Raw genomic sequence first — 21,375 nt, forward strand, 5'->3', positions numbered from 1 at the left:
TTTTTGATTAGAATGATACATTTAAACCGAATAAAAGAGTTCTTGTTTTTGGGTAACTGAAATAATCAATACCAAAAGTTTGAATTCCATCTAATGTTAGGTTGGAGTTAATTTCAGGATCAAAACCACTATACTTGGAAATCACAAATAAGTTTTGACCAGTAACAGAAAATCTAATGCTCTTAATCCATTCTCCCATTCCTATAAGCTCTGGCTTTAAATTGTAGCCAATAGTAGTATTATTTAAACGTAGGAAATCTCCATCTTCTAAATAACGAGTCGATACTGTATTTGAATTGGTAGTATCTTCATTAGGATATTGCGTTGCTAAATCTGTAGTGTTAAAATTAGATGCTAGAAGTCCTTTTCCAAACAAAGACATAGCAGTATGGTTGTACACCTTATTTCCAGAAACTCCGTTGAAATTAATTCCTAAATCAAAGTTTTTATAATTTAGGTTTAAATAAAAGGCATATACAATATCTGGTAAAGCACTACCTACTACCGTACGATCATCTGATAAGATGCTTAATCCATCTGCTCCAATACCCATAAATTCTTGCATGTAAAAAGAACCAATAGGCTCTCCATTGATATTACCATTGATGGTAGCATCGGTTTGACCTGCACCTTGTGCTGCTCCTGTGGTTAATACTTTGTATGGAGAGTTTTCCACTTTATTATCGGTATACGCTATATTACCTCCTAGATTGAATCCAAAATCGTTTCCTATAGTTCCATTGTAATCTATAGTGAATTCAATTCCGTTGTTTTTAATTTCCATATCTGGAATATTAGTCCAATATCTATCTGTTGGCTGCACAGGATCTGCAGGAGTAACCTCTAATAAGATATTTTCAGATACTTTATTAAAGTAGTCTATGGCTCCTGTTAATTTATTATTGAAAAAACCAAAATCCAATCCAACATCAGTTTGTGTAGAAACTTCCCATTGAATGTCAGGATTAGCCAATCTTGTAAAAATGGTACCATATGGATAATCTTCAATTGAATTTTCATTTCCGTTTATTGGGTAACTATCGTTCCCTCCTTTACTGTCTGTGTAACTTAATTTTGTTATTTTAGAAGGGATTTCTTGATTTCCAGTTTTACCCCAACTAGCACGTAATTTAAGGTTGCTAACAGTAGTAGAATTTACTAGAAATTCTTCGTTCATTAAATTCCATCCAATGGCAACAGAAGGGAAATATCCGTATTTATTGTTGTCTCCAAATTTAGAAGAACCATCGGCACGCATAGTTGCTGTAAGTAAATACTTATCATCAAATGCGTAGTTTACCCTTCCGAAGAACGACTGTAATTCATTTTTAACAGCAAAAGTATTCATGTATGTTGGGGTGCTTTCTCCGCTAATTTGATCTTGATATTTTGGATCGATACCATTGTCAGAAAAGCCTTCTAACTCAAAAGTCTTTTGCTCTACAAAGGTTTCTTGATACGTATGCCCCGCTAAAAACGTTAAATTATGTTTTTCTTTAAAAAGATTATACGTTAATGTATTTTCAATTAAGGTATTTTTATTAGAAGTGTAAATTGAGTTTAAAGTTCCATTTACATAATCTTCTAATAAAGTATATGGTTTATATTGAACATCTCTATTTGTAGAAGAGTAGTCAACCCCTAAACTTAATTTATAGGTTAATCCTTTTGTTATTTTAACAGAAGGAGCAATGTTTGCCAAAATTCTATTATTTATAGCTTTATCGCTATAAATTTCTTCTCTTGTTAACGGATTTAATCTGTTTTCTAAGAGCGTTGGCTTTCCGTCTGTATACAATGGTAACGTAGGATTTAACTGTAACATATCTCCAACGATAGCTTGAGCATCTGCTCTTGAATTTTCAATTCTATTTGCCGTTAAATTGTACTCTACTGTTAATTTGTTATCAAATGCTTTTTGAGTAAGATTTAAACGCCCCGAATACAGTTGTAAATCATTTCCTCTTAAAACCCCTTCTTGGTCGTTTACTCCTAAAGAAGCACGGTATGAAAAATTATCGGAGGAATTACTTAACGAGAAATTAATGTTTTTAGAATAAGCAGTTCTGCTTAATTCGTCTTGCCAATCGGTATTAGCTCCGCCATCTTGTAAATTACCACCAGCAGCAGCAACCTGCTCACGAAATTCATTAGCGCTAAATACATCCACTTTGTTGGTAAGGGTTGAAAAGCCAGATGCAACACTTAAATCCATTTGTCCTTTATTGCCTTTACCATTTTTTGTAGTAATTACAATAACTCCATTTGCTCCTCTAGCTCCATAAATAGCAGTAGCCGAAGCGTCTTTTAAAACATCAATTTTTTCAATGTCTTGAGAATTGATAAAGTTTAATGGATTGGTGGCTACCCCTGTAACCGAATTATCTAATGCAAAACCATCTATTACATAGAGAGGAGTAGTGCCAGAACGTAAACTTCCTACACCACGAATAATAACATCTTGTGTAGCACCAGGCTCTCCGCTTACAACAGAAACATTTACACCAGCTACTTTTCCTTGCAATAACTGTCCTGGATTTGTAACCAGCCCTTTGTTAAAATCTTCATTATTTACAGAACCAATAGACCCTGTAATGTCTGTTCTTTTCTGAGTTCCGTAACCTACCACTACTACATCTTCTAATTGAGTCTCATCTGGACTTAATTGAACCGTAATATCTTCATTTACATTTGTGGCTACTTCTTTTGTTATGTAGCCTATGTAAGAAACTTCTAATATAGCACCCTCTTCTACTTCTAATGAAAAATTTCCATCAAAATCTGTAGTAGTACCATTTAGAGTTCCCTTTTCTAGAACAGTAGCTCCAGCCAATGGAACTCCATTTTCGTCGGTAATTAATCCTGTAACGGTTTTATAATCAACTTCTACAACTCTAACGGGAACTTTTTGTTTTACATTGATAGAAATTGTTTTATTGATTCTTCTAAAAGTTAGGTTTTCTTCTTTTGCCATAATCTCCAAAACAGTACGTAGGGACCTGTCGTGGTAAGAAACATTGTAAATGTTTTGCAAACGATTAACTTTTCTATCATACACAAACTTAAAGCCTGTTTGCTTTTCAATTTGATGCAAAACTTCTACAACTGATGCATTATTTAAAGTGAAATCCACTTTATAATGATCAAGTTTTTGTCCTCGTGCATCTGCGGCTAGCACAGGATTTAAGAGTGACATAATTATAAGAAAGCAAAATGATTGAAATGTCAATTTGATTAATTGTTTAATAGTTATTGAATTCATAATTTAGCATAACGTTTAATGATTATTATTTGTAATTGTTAACTTTAGGTAGTCTGTTTCCGCTCGCCAAAGTGTCTCAGACTGCCTTTTTTATTTTGTGTTTTATTGTTGATTTTATTTCATAGGCTGATAATGGATTTTTATTTGAACCTTTTATGATGGTTTAATTTCTCAAAGCCTGCCCTGAGTTTATCTAAGAACGATGCGTTGAGTGATTTATAATTGTTTCATTTAAATCCCTCATTGAGGGTTTTATTCTCCTTTGAATACCTCGCAGGCTTGCCTCGAGGTAGTTGATTACTTCATGGGTTTGTCTCTAGGGAGTTGATTTAGTCTGTACATTTTCCTTTTATCATAATTTTATTATCTTCTATATATTCAAATTGCAATCCTTTTTTTGCATAGATGATACTTTCTAAAACGACGGTTAAAATTTCATTATTAAACGAAGCAGTAATATGACATCGTTTCACTTTTTCATTTTTAACTATAAATGATACTCCATACCAGCGCTCTAAAGCTTCTAAAGCCTCAGCTAAAGGAGCATCTTTAAAATTGATAATCCCTTTTTTCCAATACAAATAATCGGCTGCATTTACGTGCTCTTTGGTAATGTTTTTAGTAGTTCTATCAAATATTGCTTGGTCATTTTGAGTAAGAAATACTTTTTCTTCGTTGGAACTTACTTCTACTTTTCCGGTAGCTACTGTAACTTCTACACGGTCTTTATCGTCATAATTATTTATATTGAAGGAAGTTCCATGAACCATGGTATTTACTTCTCCTGTTTGTATAATAAAAGGTTTATTAGGATTTTTGGCGACCTCAAAAAAAGCTTCACCATCTAGTTTGACCTCTCTGCTGTATGCACTAAATTTTTTTGGAAATTTTATAGTAGTTCCAGAATTTAAATGAACTTGAGTACCATCTGGCAGAGTAAGATTCATTTTTTGTCCCCATTCTGTTTGAAGTACCACTTCTTCTACGGGTATTTCTTTAGCATTATTTATTGGGGCAATCATAAAAAAGAGATATCCTAAACCAAAAAGTACAACTATAGAAGCTGCAACTTTTGCCAAGTTGCTAAAAGAAGAATTGTTATGTTTGCCTTTATGATTCTTACTAATAGCATGGCGAATCCGCTGTTTATCTTCTTCATTACGGAAAGTGTCTTTATTCTTTAGAATGAGCTTACTATCAAATTCTTCTAGTAAAGTTTCCTCTTTGTCGGAAATAGTACCGTTGAGATACTTCTTCATTAAGGTTTTAATCTCTTTTTCTGTCATTGTTTTGTTGGTATTCAGTTATAAGTACCAAAAACACACATGTGCGCACAGTAAAAAAGTGAGGGTTAATAATTTCTTAACCTCTCTAATATTCTGTTAACTATTAGTTAAAATTGAAGAGTTTAAAACAGCAGAAACTTAACAATGGACAAATCTTTTCGGAGTTTACTCAATGCTAATGAAATTTGATTTTCAACCGATCGTTGTGAGATATTTAATTGATTTGCAATTTCTTTATTGCTCATAAAATTAACGCGACTTAATCTAAAAATCTCCTGACATCGCTCTGGAAGTGCTTGAATAGATTGATAGATCTTATTTTCTAATGCAATTACGTTTTCATCTAATTCAACATCAGGATTCACCGAAATAGAACTAGCAGTTTCTATTTGAATTTTATTAAACTTAGAATTTCTGAGGTTGTTGTAACAACGGTAACGAATGGCTTTGTATAAATAAGACTTTATATTTTGAACTTCTACATATTCTCTTCGTTGCCAATAATCAATCCATACTTCTTGCACTAAATCTTTTGCAATTGCCGTGTCCATTATTATAGAAGTAGCATAGGTATACATTGGATCCCATAGTAAATCAAACAAAGTATTGAAAGCTTCCTTATCTGATTTTGAGATCAGTTCAGCAAGATTTTTTAAAGGAATTTTATCGAGAGTTGACTTCTTCATGAGAAGCAAATCTAGCAAAATAGAAAATCGCCAACATTACGGTATTGTAAATTCTCATGAATCTATTTTAGAGGTTGATTTTTATAGCTTGTTTTAAATTGATTAGAGAGTTTGTATTGAAATTGATTATTTGATTTTTAGAATGAAAGAAGTTTAATCCCTCATAGAGGGTCTAATTCCCCAGAGCCTGTGCTGAGTTTACCGAAAGGCTCTGCGTCGAAATGAATTAAATTTGTTTCCTTTGAATACCTTGTAGGTTAACCCCGAGGTAGTTGATTAAGAATTCATTTAGATTAGTTTTTAGCATAAAAATAGCCTTTAGGCTTTTCCTAAAGGCTATTTTTTACTTTAAGATGTATGTAGTGTCCGTCTTATTTGTTTTTTCTAATCAATGCTTCTGTAAAGTAATAATCTGCATAGTTTAAAGGAGAATCGACTTCTTCTCCATGAGGTTTACTTCCAACAGAATGCATTAACATAAACCCGCTATTAGTTCCTATTTTAGCTAAATAAGCTGGAGAAGCTAAGCTAGTCATAATTTCATCAGCAAAAGAAATATACTCGTTAGCTTCATTTTGATCTACATAAGTAGCTAAATCATAAAGAGCAGAAGCTGTAATTGCAGCTGCAGATGCATCTCTAGGAGTGTTATTCCCTGCAGGAGCATTATAGTCCCAATACGGAATTTTATCCTGCGGGAGATTAGGATTGTTCTTTATAAATGCTGCAATGTTTTTGGCTTGATTTAAATATGCTTCATTATGAGTTTCTTTATAACACATTGTAAAACCATAAAGCCCCCACGCTTGGCCACGAGCCCATGCAGAATCATCGCTAATTCCTTGATGTGTGTTCTTTTTAATTATTTTACCATTTTTTGGATTGTAATCTACTACGTGGTATGAACTAAAATTATCTCTAAAATGATTTTTCATTGTTGTATTAGCATGAGTAATTGCAATGTTGTAATAGGTAGAGTCGCCAGAAATTTTAGTAGCATTAAATAATAACTCCAAATTCATCATGTTATCTATAATAACTGGATATTCCCATTTTTTACTCCATTCCCAAGACTTTATAACTCCTGTATTTTTATTAAATCTAGTAGAGAGCGATTTTGCGGCTTGTACAATTACATCTTCGTAATTTTTGTTACCATACTTTATTCCGTTTCCAAAACTACATTCAATCATAAAACCAACGTCGTGGTTATCTTGCCAGTATTGAATGGTGTCTAATTTTTCTGTGTATAAGGTAGCGCGTTCTTTCCATTTTTCATCCCCTGTAATTTTATATAAATGCCATAATGTACCTGGGTAAAATGCACTTGTCCAGTCGTATACGCCAACAAATTTTGTCGAATCTTCTTTTATAGCACGTGGAATAAACTTTTTATCTTCAATATGTTTGTTTACCTCTGGATATGCTTTGTTATACTGTTCTGTAATGGTTTCAGTAAGATCCATTTTTTTTACAGTTTCTGTTTCTTTTTTTTGTTCTTTACATGCGCTCAAAATTACAACGAGTACTAATGTAATTAGGGTGTTTAAGGATTTAATCATGGCTAGTATTTATTTTTATAGTTAGAAATAAGAGAAATATAATTGCTTTATAATAATCAAATATATATAAAAAGTACAAAAATTTACAATCGATTGTAAATTTTATCGAAAATTATTATTTATTTTATGTATATTAAATGAAAATTAATCAAAACAAATTAATAAATAATGATGTTACGAATACTTTTTATTACTTCAATAATGATTATGTCGTTAAATGCTGTAGGTCAAAGCAATTCAGGGGTATGGTATTCTCAGCCTGCTGATACTTGGATGGAAACTTTGCCAGTTGGAAATGGGAGAATGGGAGCGATGATTTATGGGGGTATTGAAACAGAACATTTTCAATTAAATGAAGATTCTATGTGGCCGGGAAGCCCTAACTTATCTAATGCGAAAGGAACAGCAGAAGATTTAGCTCTGATGAGGAAATTAATTGATGAAGGAAAAGTACATGAAGCAGATTCGCTAATTATAGATAAATTCTCAAGACAAGATATAGTTCGTTCTCATCAAACGGCAGGCGATTTATTTTTGCATTTTAAAAACAGAGGGGGAGTAACTAATTATAAACGAAGCTTGGATTTTGAGAAAGCAACTAGTTATGTTTCTTATAGTGTGGATGGAAATACTTTTAAAGAAACAGCTTTTTCATCGCAACCAGATAATGTATTGGTCATTAAATTAGAAAATTCTAATCAAAATGGGATGGATTTCGATATTGAAATGTCAAGACCAAAAGATGAAGGGGTTGAAACAGTAAAGGTTGCTACTTTTCCAGAAAAGCAATTAATGTTGATGAATGGAGAAGTTACACAAATGGGAGGAGTTGTAGAGAGTGTTCCAACACCTATTAAAAATGGAGTTAAATTTCAAACTCGCTTAAAGGTTAAAAGTAAATCTGGGATAATCACTTCTAATGGAAACAGGTTAACTGTTAGAAATGCCAAAGAAGTGTTGTTGCTTATTGCTACCGAGACATCCTATTATCATCCCGATTATATAGAGAAAGCTGAGCTTGTTATTGAAAATGCCGAATCTAAAGGTTATAAAGCTTTAGTGAATAATCATATTCAAGATTTTAAAAACTTGTATAATAGAGTTTCTCTGCATATTGAAACAGACAATTCTAATAAGGAGTTCTCTACAGATAAGCGTTTAGAGCGTTATAAAGCTGGTGTGGTTGATGTTGGTTTACAAGAAACTTTATTCAATTATGGAAGATATTTATTAATTTCTTCTTCAAGAAAGGGTACAAATCCAGCAAATTTACAAGGCATATGGAATAATCATATTACAGCACCTTGGAATGCCGATTATCATTTAAATATTAATTTGCAAATGAATTATTGGTTGGCTCCTATAACTAATTTAGCTGAATGTGAGCTTCCTCTTTTTGATTTTGGAAATCGTTTAATTATACGTGGTAAAGAAACTGCTAAACAGTACGGAATTAATAGAGGGTCTATGTCGCATCATGCAACCGATTTATGGGGGCCAACTTTTATGAGAGCAAGAACACCATATTGGGGAGCTTGGATTCATGGTGCTGGTTGGTTAGCTCAGCATTATTGGGAATATTATTTGTTTACAGAAGATGAAGTGTTTTTAAAAGAGCAGGGGTATCCTTATTTAAAAGAGGTGGCTACTTTTTATCTCGACTGGCTTCAATATGATGAAAGCACAAAAGAATGGTTTTCGTATCCAGAGACTTCTCCAGAAAATTCATATATCGCCAACGATGGAAAACCAGCTGCTGTTTCAAGAGGGACTGCTATGGGGCAACAAATTATTGGGGAGGTTTTTAGAAACATAATAAGTGCTTCAGAAATATTAGCTATAGATGATGAGTTGATTAAAGAAGTGAAAAAGAAAGCCGAAAACCTACGTCCAGGGGTTCAAATTGGAGCAGATGGAAGGGTGTTAGAGTGGGATAAAAATTATGAAGAAGCAGAAAAAGGGCACAGGCATATTTCTCATATGTACGCATTATATCCTGGAAATAAAATTACACCAGAAACTCCAGATGCTTTTAAAGCAGCACAAAAATCTATAGAATACAGATTGGAGCATGGAGGAGCAGGAACTGGTTGGAGTAGGGCATGGATGATTAATTTCAATGCGCGTTTATTGGATGCTGTGTCCGCTGAAGAAAATATCAATAAATTTTTTGAAAAATCAATTGCACCAAACTTATTTGATGAGCATCCGCCCTTTCAAATAGATGGGAATTTTGGTTATACAGCTGGAATAGCAGAGCTTTTATTGCAATCGCACGAAGGATTTATTAGAATATTACCAACCCTCCCAAAGCAATGGAAATCGGGAACTATTTCTGGGCTTAAAGCAAGAGGAAATATAGAGGTTGATATTACTTGGAATAACGGAAAATTAGTTTCTTTACATTTACTTTCAGCAAAAAATAAAGACGTAGAAGTAGTATACAACAATAAAAAACAATTAGTTACTTTAGTTGCTAATCAGAAAACAGAACTCAATGGGAATTTGGAATAGAATGTTGCTATTAGTTTTACTGAGTATTACCTTTTTTAAACTGAATGCTCAAGAGGTAGAAAAATACTCATCAGAAGAAAACCCACCAAATATCGTTGTTTTTATGGTAGATGATTTAGGTTGGCAAGATACATCTGTACCGTTCTGGAACAAGAAAACACCTTTTAATCAACTCTATGAAACGCCAAATATGGAACGATTAGCAAAAGAGGGCATGAAGTTTACACAGGCTTACGCAACACCTGTTTGTTCGCCAACAAGAGTAAGTTTTATGACAGGGATGAATGCAGCTAGACATTGTGTAACAAACTGGACATTAGAAAAAAATAAAGCAACCGATTATGAAGATGAAGACTTGAGTTTTCCCGCTTGGAACGTTAACGGAATTTCTCCTGAAGAAGGAGTGGAAAGAACAGTGTTAGCCACTACGTTACCTCAAATTTTAAAAGATAACGGGTACCAAACAATTCATGTTGGGAAAGCTCACTTTGGAGCAATAGACACACCAGGCGAAAACCCTTTAAATCTTGGGTTTACTGTTAATATAGCAGGGCATGCAGCAGGTTCTCCACATAGTTATTTAGGTACTGAAGATTTTGGGAATAATGGAGACAAAAAACACCTAAATGATGTGCCAGGTCTTGAAGAATATTATGGCAAAGATATATTTTTAACAGAGGCTCTAACTCGGGAAGCCTTGATTGCTTTAGATAGTGTAAAAAGCAAACCTTTCTTTTTATACATGGCTCACTATGCAGTGCATATTCCATTATATGGAGATAATCGGTATTTGCAGAAATATATAGATAAAGGACTTGATGAGGAGGAAGCAAAATACGCATCAATGGTAGAAGGAATGGATAAAAGCTTAGGGGATATTATGAATTATTTAGATGAAAATGATTTAGCTGAAAACACTATTATTTTGTTCATGTCGGATAACGGAGGATTAAGCGCACACAAAAGAGGAGGCGAGTTGCATACACACAACAAACCCTTAGCAAGCGGAAAAGGTTCTATGTATGAAGGAGGAATTAGAGAACCAATGCTTGTTAAATGGCCTAGAGTGATAAAACCTGAATCTGTTACAAATGAGTATTTAATTATTGAAGATTTTTTTCCAACAATACTAGAAATGACTGGAATAGAAAAAGTAGAAACGATACAACAAGTTGATGGAAAAAGTTTTGTTCCGCTAATAAAGAAAAATAAAACATCCAATAATAGATCCCTGTTTTGGCATTATCCAAATAGATGGGGAGGAAATGGCCCTGGAATAGGAACCTCAAGCATGATAAGAAAAGGAGATTGGAAGCTTATCTATTTTTATAAAGACCAGCATTTTGAGTTGTATAACATTCCTAATGATATTGGAGAAGAGAACAATTTATCGCATAAGGAGCGTAAAGTAGTTAGCGAGCTTGCAAGCGAGCTAACTAATTATTTAAAACAGGTAAAAGCACAATTACCAATAGATAAAAAAACAAAGAAGACTGTAAAATACCCAGCCGAAACGTTATAAAAAAACAAACTAATGAGACCTGCCAATACAACCATATTACTATTTTTAATAATAACAATACTTTCGTGTAAGCCTAAAGTAGTAGCTCCAGTTCCCGTAGAACCAACACCATCTGCTCGACAATTAGAGTGGCAAAAGTTGGAGTATTACGCTTTTATTCACTTTAACATGAATACGTTTACAGATATGGAATGGGGATTAGGAGGCGAGCGTCCTGAACAATTCAACCCAACAAATTTAGATACGAGGCAATGGGCAAGAGTAGCTAAAGAAGCAGGAATGAAAGCTATTATAATTACCGCAAAGCATCATGACGGGTTTTGCCTATGGCCAACAAAAACCACCGAACACTCTATAAGAAATTCACCTTATAAAAATGGAGAGGGAGATATTATTAAAGAACTTTCTGAGGCTTGTAAAGAGTATGGATTAAAGTTTGGCGTTTATTTGTCGCCTTGGGATAGAAATAATGAGCATTATGGAGATGCAAGATATGTTTCTATTTTTCATGAGCAGCTTCGCGAATTATTAACTAATTATGGTGCTATTTTTGAGGTTTGGTTTGATGGAGCAAATGGAGGTTCTGGATATTATGGAGGAGCAAATGAGACACGAAAGATTGATAATAAAACGTATTACCAATGGGATAAAGCGGTTAATATTGTTAGAGAATTACAACCCAATGCGGTTATATTTAGCGATGGCGGACCAGATATCCGTTGGGTAGGGAATGAAAATGGAAAGGCAAATGCTACTAATTGGAGTGTCATGCGGAGAGATGAAATATACCCAGGATGGCCTAGATACAAAGAATTAAGAGGTGGACATGAAGATGGAACACATTGGTTGCCAGCAGAGGCAGACGTATCTATTAGACCAGGTTGGTATTACCATGCTTCAGAAGATCATCAAGTTAAAACACTGGAAGAGTTAATCGATATATATTACAAATCTGTTGGTAGAAATGCCTCACTTTTATTGAACTTGCCAGTAGATAAACGTGGATTGGTACACCAATTAGATCAGCAGCAATTAATGTTACTTCGTACACAGTTAGATAAAGATTTTGCCGAAGATTTGGCAATAAATGCAAAGATAAAGGCATCTAACGTTAGGGGGGAGAATGAGAATTTTGATGTGCCAAATGTAATAGATCAAAATACAGAAACCTATTGGGCTACAGATGATGCCGTAACCAGTGCAGAATTGCTTTTTACATTTAAAAAACCAACTACAGTAAATAGAATTTTATTACAAGAATATATTCCTTTAGGGCAAAGAATTCAAGAGTTTACAGTGGCTGTTTTTGTAAATAATAAATGGAAAAGTGTAGCTAAAGAGACCACCATTGGTTATAAAAGAATTTTAAGATTTGAAGCTGTAGAGGCATCCAAAGTAAGAGTTTCTATTAAAAAAGCAAAAGGAGCAATTACGTTGTCCAAGGTAGCATTGTATAAAGCACCAAACTTGTTGGTATTACCAAAAGTTACTCGCAATAAACAGGGAGAAGTTGCAATGCATATCCAAGATAGTGCTATAGAAGTGTATTATACATTGGATGGCTCCAAACCAACTACTTCTGGCATTAATTATACAGCTCCTTTTATGGTTAAAAATCCGACTGTGTTACAGTATGTATCTGTCAATACAGAAACGGGAGAAAAAACTGAGGTTAAGAAAATCCAGTTAGAATATACAAAGCAAAAGTGGATAATAGACAGAGTAACATCTGGGGAAAAAGCGGCGGCTAAAATAATAGATAATGATCCGAATACATTTTGGAGCTCCGATAAAAATATAAATAAGACTCAAGAAGTGATGATAAATTTAGGAGAGGAACTTATAATTAAAGGATTTACATATACGCCAATGCAGGCTAGGTTTCCGTATGGTTTAATTACTAACTATACTTTTTTAGTATCTACAGATGGAAAAAACTGGAAGAAAACCTCTCAAGGAGAATTTGGAAATATTGTTAATAATAGAATTAAGCAAGAAGTTGTATTTGCTCCTACCAAGGCAAAATGGATAAAACTAATTGCCAATAAAACAACAGGAGAAAGTAAAGAAACTACCATAGGAGAAATAGGAGTTATTTTGAATTAATAAAAGAGAGTCTCTATAATTGCAATGATAAAGATTCTCTTCATGGAGGGGATAATAATGAAAGTTTAATAGTATTTATGGGGTTTTCAGAAGGGAAATTTAATAGATAATAATCTCAATTCCTTTATGTACAATTTACTTCCATCCGATTAACTTGTATAAACCTATTAAAGTACTTGGTGCAAATAAAAATCTCTTTGTAAAAGATTCTTAATGGCGTTATAAACTTAGTTTGTAGCGCCATTCCTTTTTTAGATCACTTAAAATCTGCTTGAACTACGCCATTTTTTTAATTTTTGTCTTTCTAATATAAAAATGTACATGGTAATCCGTTCTCATAATTGAAAATTTTAATCTGGTTTATTGACTAAAACCATTCAAAAGCCATAAAAATTAAAAACGCTTTAATATTTGTAATCATTTGAAAATTAATATTTTATAATTAAAGCGAGACCTTTTTTTTGGAGAATTAAGGGGGTATCCATATAGGTATCGTTTAGTGCCGTATCATTTGCTATTATATAAAGTGATAAAAAATAAAAAACCCTGTAAATCAACTTATTACAGGGTTTGTGATATGGATTGTCGTCCAAAAAGTGGAGTCGGGGAGAACGACTAAAATTATATTTCCCCAGTGTTTATAGGGAACTGGAGACTCTGTATTTTAGTGGGTATCCATAAAAGTATCACTTTAACATTTTTAACACGGATTTAAGATTTTTAGTGACATAAATTTATTTTTTGTGTTCTCTAATAAAGGGGTTTACAGTTATATCTCATGTTCTGTCAGGGATATTATAATTCTCTAAAATAAGCCTAATATTTAGTTAGCTTCCATTACAATGGTCAATATCGGTTATTGTTGTATGGGATTAAATACATCAGAAGTTAATATAATGATTTTTAAGGTTTTAAATTAAGAGTGGGTATTCTTTATTTTTTATTTTATAAAAAAATTAACATGAATATTTTTATATTTAAAAATATTCATTATTTTCGACATAGAATTAATCCCTTATTACTAATAAACATTTAACCTAAACAAGACTACTTATGTATATACATTCTTTTCAAAAAGACTGCCACGAATTCTTTCAGGCAATAAAAATCTAGCTCTGTTTCCTAATCATAAATAACGTAATGATACAATAGTGTTTAGAAATTCTATCATATCGTTATTCCTTTTTTTTTTAGATATGCTTTTTTAAGCATAGCATACCTATTGTGAATTTGATTTATAAAATCCTTGTTTTTAACAATAAAGAACCCCAATATGAATAAAATATACCTTAGTCTGCTATTATTTACCAGCTGTATTTTTGGACAAGAACTTCCCTCTATTCTACCTCCATCTCCAGAAGCTGCATCGCTAGGTAAATATGTAGATATGCCAGTAGCAACATCAACTGGAATTCCTAATATTTCAATCCCATTGTATGAGATTAAGCATGGAGATTTGAATTTACCAATAAGTATTTCATATCATGCGGGAGGAATACGAGTAGAAGAAATTGCTTCCAGAGTAGGCCTAGGATGGAGTTTAAATGCTGGTGGAGTTGTATCTAGAACTATGAGAGGGCTTCCAGATGATGTTCCCGGTGTTGGTTATATGTATGAGACCCGAAAAGTCTCGGATATTAGAAATGACTATAATCAACAAGGATCTTCAGCTATTTATGACGATATCCAAGATTCTGAAATTGGAGGAACTGATTTAGAACCAGATATTTTTAGTTTCAATTTCATGGGATATTCTGGGAAATTTATGTTTAATCAGAATTCAGGAGTGTTTGTTCAAATGCCATTCTCAAATATAAAAATGACACCTATTTATGATTCTATAAATATAAAAACAATAGTGGGTTGGGTTTTTACAGCTCCAGATGGAGTGAAATTTTATTTTGGTATCTCCGAAGATAAAGCTGACATAGCGATTGATGAAAATACTAGTGCGAATATGTTTAATTATACCACTAGTGGTCTTTCCTTATCCAGAGATGGTAAATCTATTCCTAACTTTATTAGTTCATGGTACTTGATTGATATTGTTAGTCCTAAGGGAGATAATATTCACTTTGATTATGGAACCGAGCTGATTAATAACACCGTGAAAACGAGCGAACAATTAATAATTGAAAAAAATTGTTTGAGTTCTGGATATAGTGCTTCATTTAGTACAAGTTTGATTCAGCAAAGTATTTTAGAAGAAATTCATTTTGGAGACAATCATATAGAGTTTGTCTCAGATGCAGTTTCAAGGATGGATTTATCGGGAAGCAAGTCTTTAAAGGATATATATGTCTTTAATAATAATAAACAGGTAGCTATAAAAAAGTATCATTTTAATTATGATTATTTTACATCCCAATTAGAAACTGGAAGGTGGACTAGTATAGGAGACCCCCAACAAAGACGATATCGATTAAAATTATTGTCAGTTCAAGAAATGGGAAAAAATAACATTTCCAAGCCCCCTTATACTTTTGAATATAATAGTACTTTATTGCCTAGTCGTTTTTCGAATGCTCAAGATTATTGGGGCTTTTACAATGGCGAGAATTCTAATCCAAACTTAATTCCATCTGTTAGACTTTCTTCAGGAATTTATCATGATAATGCTAAAAGAAGTGTTGCCTCTTCGTCAGTAAAAGCGTCTAATATTAGTAAAATACATTATCCTACGGGGGGAAGTATAGAGTATTCTTTTGAAAGTAATCGAACATATGCTCCAAGTAATTTTAATTTTTCAGATACTACTGTAGAAAAGTACTTAAATTTTAATAAAGCCCCAGCAAATGAAACACCCTCAGGCTCTTTATATGCTTATTCAAAGGAGTTTGTTATCGAACCAGGAATTATAGGCCAAGTTGATTTTACGGCTTCAGTAACTGGATGTGATAACAATAGCCCTTTAACAAACTTTGAATGTGATTATTTATTGAAAATAGTTGGAGTTACGGATCCTACGATTTCGATAAATGTAAGTACTACAAGTTTTTCATTAGAATTAGAACCTGGGACTTATAAAGTAACTGCAATGGAAGCGGGATCTGGATTAGGTGAAGGAGGGGGAGAAGAATCTAATTTTAATATGAGTATTTCTTGGAGTCAAGATGAGACACCAGATCCATCAGATGGAATGACCGTTGGAGGGCTTCGGATTAGTGAAATTAATTTAAATGATGGATTTGGAAATACAATTACTAAAACCTATGATTATAATAATTTTAATACTGGAAGTACTAGTGGACAATTGTATAGCATTCCTGTTTTTTTAGATAGTCATTTCTTTAATGGAGGATGTGTAAATTCTCCCCCTACCTACGTACATAAGGTCACATCATATAGTCAAATCCCATTTATCTTTGTGAACGGTGGAATTTTGTCTTATAAAAATGTTACAGAATATACTAATAATAATCAAAAGACAGAATATGTGTTTACAAGTCGAGGAAATCTACAACATTATGATTATGTGGCAGGTGAAGGCGTTTATTTACCAGAATTAGATGTAAGTTGGGAGCGAGCCAATTTAAAGAAAAAAACAACTTATAAATATGCAAATGGTTTATACAGCCCTGTTTCATATTTAGAAAATAATTATGAGACAAAAGATGTAACTCCCTATCCTAATGTGGGGGTTGTGTTTAAAACCGAAGTAAGTGGTAGTGGGTTAACCGTGGGGGAATTCGGGTTTTATAGTTTTTTTAGTGAGTGGTATAGGCTAAAAAGTGTGAAAAAAGTTGATTTCTTTGAAGGAGATAGTGTTATATCTATTAAAGAGAATAAATATTTAAATAATCCGCTTTTACCTTCAGAAGAAATTACTTCAAATAGTCAAGATGAGAAAATTATAACCCATTATACATATGCCCATGATGTTAGCAATCCTACCAATGTTGAGCAGCTTTTAATTCAGCAAAATAGATATGAGCCTATCCAGGTTAATAATTATATGGATGTTAACAATAATGGAATTGTAGATAGTAATGATAAGTTTTTGAATGGACAGTTAACTAAATATGGAATATGGAGTGGGAAAGTACTTCCAGAAATCTTGAAATTCACAAAGGAAGAGAGTGTATATGAGTCCCGTGTCGAATATCTTTCATATGATAATTACGGGAACCCGACAGAGGTAAGACAAACAGATGGTACTACAGTAACATATTTATGGGGCTACAATGGACAATATCCTGTAGCAAAGATTGCAAATGCAACTTACCCTGAGGTGATTAATACAGGGGTTGACTTGGCGGTTTTAGAAAGTATATCAAGTAGTGAATCTGCTAAGACTACAGAACTAAATATGATAAGAAACCACGCTTCAATGATAGATGCCATGGTGACTATCTATACCTATGAGCCGTTGAATGGTGTGAAAACGATAACCGATCCAAAAGGACTTACATCTTTTTACGAATATGATGATTTTAATAGGCTAAAAGCAGTTAAAGATTATCAAGGAAATCTCATTGAAGACTATAGATATAAGTATAAAAATTAAGCTCAAAAGCATATAAGATTCATCGTAAAATTATAGGAATATCATATTCGTATTATTTCTATTAAAATAACCTATATACCCCATACTATGAAGAAATTTTTAGTTATTATACTTTTATTATTTGTGAGCTTCCCTCTATTTTCTCAGATAGGCTTGCCTGGAGAGGGTGGTGATTGCCCAATAGGACAGAGCCTTTATTACAGAGATTCCGATGGAGATGGATATGGCGATCCAGCTGGTGAAGTATGTGCTAGCTCAAAACCAAATGGATATTCATTGAATAATACAGATTGTAATGATAATGATCCAAACTCTCACCCTTTTGCAACTGAAATTTGTGATGGTTGGGATAATGATTGTGATGGATTAATAGATGAAGGTTTTACTAAACCCAATATGCCACCAAGTCCCTCTATTGATATGGACTGTGGTAAAACCATAATAACAAGAGCCTCCCCACCAAGTGGGCAAGTGTATTATTGGCAGTCTCAAGCATGGCAAAAATCAACCAGTAATTCTAATCAATCCATAACATTTACTAGTGGAACAGAATATTATTTAAGGGCATTAAGTAATAATGGTTGTTGGAGTTCGGCACGTAAAGTAACCTATTCAGTGTATTCCAATTTTTCACCAGGATCAATTAGTACCATAGCAGCAAGTACCATTTGTTATGGAGGAAATCCAGGTTATATGAATAGTCAATCTGCTCCTAGTGGATGTACTGGTACTTTTGCATATCAATGGCAATATTCTAACAATGGAAGTAGTTGGAGTAATATAAGCGGAGCTACAAGTAGTACATATGATCCTCCAACTGGACTAACTTCCTCGAGATGGTATAGAAGGCGAGTTGAGTCTAATGGGGAGTATAAATATACAAATGCAATTAAATTTACTGTACGAGCTAGCTTAAATCCTGGCTCGATAAATGGAAGCAAAACGATATGTTATAATAGCAGCGCTGGAACATTAGGCAATGCGAGTTCACCAATTGGAGGCGATGGAAATTATTCATATCAGTGGCAGGTGTCAACCAATAATAGTAGTTGGAGTAATATTAGTGGTGCTACTGGTAGTACTTACGCTCCAGGAAATTTAACGAGTACACGTTACTATCGTAGACGGGTTTATTCTTGTAGCGAGACAAAATATAGTGGTAGTGTAACGGTTACTGTGCGAGCTAGCTTAAATCCTGGCTCGATAAATGGAAGTAAAACGATATGTTATAATAGCAGCGCTGGAACATTAGGCAATGCAAGTTCCCCTAGTGGTGGTGATGGGAATTATGCATATCAGTGGCAGGTGTCTACCAATAATAGTAGTTGGAGTAATGTAAGTGGAGCTACTAGTAGCACCTATGCTCTAGGAAATTTAACGGGAACACGTTATTATCGTCGTGCGGTTATATCATGTGGCGAGACAAAGTATAGTGGTAGTATGACGGTTACTGTGCGAGCTAGCATAAATCCTGGTTCGATAAATGGAAGCAAAACGATATGCTATAATAGCAGCGCTGGAACATTAGGCAACGCGAGTTCACCAATTGGAGGCGATGGAAATTATTCATATCAGTGGCAGGTGTCTACCAATAATAGTAGTTGGAGTAATGTAAGTGGAGCTACTAGTAGCACCTATGCTCCAGGGAATTTAACGGGAACACGTTATTATCGTCGTGCGGTTATATCATGTGGCGAGACAAAATATAGTGGTAGTGTGACGGTTACTGTGCGAGCTAGCATAAATCCTGGCTCGATAAATGGAAGTAAAGCGATATGCTATAATAGTAGCGCTGGAACATTAGGCAATGCAAGTTCCCCTAGTGGTGGTGATGGGAATTATGCGTATCAGTGGCAGGTGTCTACCAATAATAGTAGTTGGAGTAATGTAAGTGGAGCTACTAGTAGCACCTATGCTCCAGGAAATTTAACAGGAACACGTTACTATCGTAGACGGGTTTATTCTTGTGGCGAGACAAAATATAGTGGTAGTATGACGGTTACTGTTACGCCACAGCCAATTTGGTATGCAGATAGTGATGGAGACGGCTATGGAGCTTCGAGTGTTACTCAAACAGCATGTAGTCAGCCTTCAGGTTATGTAAGCAATGCCGATGATTATGATGACAGTACGAATCTAATAACTAATATTCAACCGAAGTATTTTTATAAGGATGCAGATGGTGATGGTTTTGGAAATCCAAATGATAGGGTATATCGCAGCGTTAAACCATCGGGTTATGTGGAGAATAACACGGATGCTTGTCCTTCTGAATTTGGAATGAATAATGGTTGCAGTTATAGTGCAGCGAGTTTAAGTAATGAGAATTATGTGTATACGCGTACGTATCAGACTCCAATGGGCACAGAGGCTGGGATTACACAAAATAAAGATGTTATCGAGCAGGTAACTTATTTTGATGGTATAGGTAGACCAATGCAGCAGGTGGGAATAAAGGCATCAGGGATAAGCCAATCGACTAATGACGTGATAGGTTGGGTTAATGATTGGGCTTTAGGAAGTGGATCAACGGCATTTTATAATCAAAATGGTGCTACAACAGAGAATAAGCGAATTGAAGGAATAAACCCTTTTGGAAATACTTCTATTTTATGGGAATGTGGTAACGATGCAGCGAGTGATGCTGATGGTGGCTGGAATACGGATTACATTAATGTGGATAAAAATAAATCCTATCGTTACAGTGTTTGGGTAAAGCGTACGGTATCAGAAGATGGTACTACCTATCATGGGACAAAGAATGTAAATAGATTGGATGGTACAGCAGATAGCAATCCTTACTTTTGGTATGGAGATTTACCTGAACTTGATAAGTGGTATTTAATGGTTGGAATTATACATCCTTATACTTATTCAGGAGGTGACTCTGGGTTAAGTGGAGTATATGATCAATTTGGGAATAAGGTTCTCAATGGAAAAGACTTTAAATGGCGTAGTGATACCACCACTTCTCATTTTAGGAGTTACTTGTATTATAGCACAAATACAGATGTACGTCAATACTTTTATAAACCTGTAGTTGAATACCGAGATGGTAGTGAAAGTTCAGTGAGTAATTTAATAGATCGAACACCTAAAGACCTTGTTACTCATATTGGTTATGATGCTTATGGGCGTCAGGACAAGGATTGGTTACCATATCAAGCTACTGATGGCTTAGGGAGTTATCGCAGTACAGATCCTGCAGGAGCCACCCAAACGTATTATCAGACTCATTATCCGGATGATATAGATATAAATGAAGTGAATCCATACTCTGAAAAAGCATTTGAAGCATCTCCTCTAAATAGAGTTTTAAAACAAGCAGCTCCTGGAAAGGATTGGCAATTAGGGTCAGGACATGAAATAGCTTTTGATTATGATGCAAATACAGCCTCAGATCAAGTGCGTAAATTTGAAGTAGAAATAACAGCTGGTTATTTGCCAAATTTAAGTTTGAAAGGAAATGGCTTTTTTACTGGAGGTAAACTCTATAAAACGATCACTTACGACGAGAATCATACCTCTGGAAAGCTTCATAGTACGGAAGAGTTCACGGACAAACAAGGACGAGTTGTCTTAAAACGCACTTATGGTCCTTCAGATGTTGATATGAATGGAAGCATAGCTACTAATGAGCAGGTTGTAGCGCATGATACATATTATGTCTATGATGATTATGGTAATTTAACTTATGTATTGCCTCCAAAGCTGAATGCCACCACGGCAAGTTTGGCTACGATCAATTCAAAATTAGCTGCTTTAGGGTATCAGTATAGATATGATGGCCGTAATCGATTGGTAGAAAAACAACTTCCAGGAAAGGGAGTAGAATATATTGTATATAACAAACTGGATCAACCTATATTAACACAGGATGCAAATTTAAGAGCAAGTAATGATTGGCTTTTTACAAAGTATGATGCTTTT

Annotated in this window: 9 protein-coding genes; 5 read left to right on the forward strand and 4 right to left on the reverse strand. The window is 34.1% G+C overall.

Annotation, left to right across the window (positions count from 1 at the left end):
* Positions 1-7: 7 nt before the first annotated feature.
* The 4 genes from AC13CQ_RS02495 to AC13CQ_RS02510 form a co-directional block, all read right to left on the reverse strand.
* Complete coding sequence (locus AC13CQ_RS02495) at positions 8-3,196, reverse strand: SusC/RagA family TonB-linked outer membrane protein (RefSeq protein WP_474506736.1); 3,189 nt, start codon at positions 3,194-3,196, stop codon at positions 8-10.
* Positions 3,197-3,591: 395 nt separating this feature from the next.
* A complete protein-coding gene (locus tag AC13CQ_RS02500) occupies positions 3,592-4,548 on the reverse strand; it encodes a FecR family protein (protein WP_337901986.1) in 957 nt (318 codons plus the stop codon).
* 122 nt (positions 4,549-4,670) lie between these two features.
* Positions 4,671-5,234, reverse strand: a complete 564-nt coding sequence (locus AC13CQ_RS02505) for an RNA polymerase sigma-70 factor (RefSeq protein WP_335587816.1) — start codon at positions 5,232-5,234, stop codon at positions 4,671-4,673.
* A gap of 371 nt (positions 5,235-5,605) precedes the next feature.
* Positions 5,606-6,796: a glucuronyl hydrolase gene (locus AC13CQ_RS02510; protein ID WP_474506735.1), complete on the reverse strand. Its 1,191-nt coding sequence runs from the start codon at positions 6,794-6,796 to the stop codon at positions 5,606-5,608.
* A gap of 168 nt (positions 6,797-6,964) precedes the next feature.
* Here AC13CQ_RS02510 and AC13CQ_RS02515 point away from each other — a divergent pair, with 168 nt between their 5' ends.
* The 5 genes from AC13CQ_RS02515 to AC13CQ_RS02535 all read left to right on the forward strand — a co-directional run.
* On the forward strand, positions 6,965-9,310 hold the full coding sequence (locus tag AC13CQ_RS02515; RefSeq protein WP_474506734.1) for a glycoside hydrolase family 95 protein: 2,346 nt from the start codon (positions 6,965-6,967) through the stop codon (positions 9,308-9,310).
* Positions 9,294-10,832, forward strand: coding sequence for a sulfatase (locus AC13CQ_RS02520; RefSeq protein WP_474507764.1), 1,539 nt, complete (start codon positions 9,294-9,296; stop codon positions 10,830-10,832). The genes AC13CQ_RS02515 and AC13CQ_RS02520 overlap by 17 nt, the downstream gene beginning before the upstream one ends.
* Positions 10,833-10,844: 12 nt before the next feature.
* Entirely contained in the window at positions 10,845-12,938 is a 2,094-nt protein-coding gene (locus tag AC13CQ_RS02525) for an alpha-L-fucosidase (RefSeq protein ID WP_474506732.1), read from the forward strand.
* A gap of 1,273 nt (positions 12,939-14,211) precedes the next feature.
* Positions 14,212-17,445 (forward strand): RHS repeat domain-containing protein, encoded by a 3,234-nt coding sequence (locus tag AC13CQ_RS02530; protein WP_482882695.1) that lies wholly within the window; start codon positions 14,212-14,214, stop codon positions 17,443-17,445.
* A gap of 87 nt (positions 17,446-17,532) precedes the next feature.
* Positions 17,533-21,375, forward strand: a 3,843-nt coding sequence (locus tag AC13CQ_RS02535; protein ID WP_482882696.1) for a DUF6443 domain-containing protein, incomplete at its 3' end; no start/stop codon positions are given.

The sequence above is a fragment of the Galbibacter sp. L-19 genome, from assembly GCF_056857615.1.

Coding starts and splice junctions, on each gene's coding strand:
- AC13CQ_RS02515 (WP_474506734.1), top strand. CDS start 6,965: ATGATGTTACGAATACTTTTTATTACTTCAATAATGATTATGTCGTTA.
- AC13CQ_RS02525 (WP_474506732.1), top strand. CDS start 10,845: ATGAGACCTGCCAATACAACCATATTACTATTTTTAATAATAACAATA.
- AC13CQ_RS02520 (WP_474507764.1), top strand. CDS start 9,294: ATGGGAATTTGGAATAGAATGTTGCTATTAGTTTTACTGAGTATTACC.
- AC13CQ_RS02495 (WP_474506736.1), bottom strand. CDS start 3,196: ATGTCACTCTTAAATCCTGTGCTAGCCGCAGATGCACGAGGACAAAAA.
- AC13CQ_RS02500 (WP_337901986.1), bottom strand. CDS start 4,548: ATGACAGAAAAAGAGATTAAAACCTTAATGAAGAAGTATCTCAACGGT.
- AC13CQ_RS02505 (WP_335587816.1), bottom strand. CDS start 5,234: ATGAAGAAGTCAACTCTCGATAAAATTCCTTTAAAAAATCTTGCTGAA.
- AC13CQ_RS02510 (WP_474506735.1), bottom strand. CDS start 6,796: ATGATTAAATCCTTAAACACCCTAATTACATTAGTACTCGTTGTAATT.
- AC13CQ_RS02530 (WP_482882695.1), top strand. CDS start 14,212: ATGAATAAAATATACCTTAGTCTGCTATTATTTACCAGCTGTATTTTT.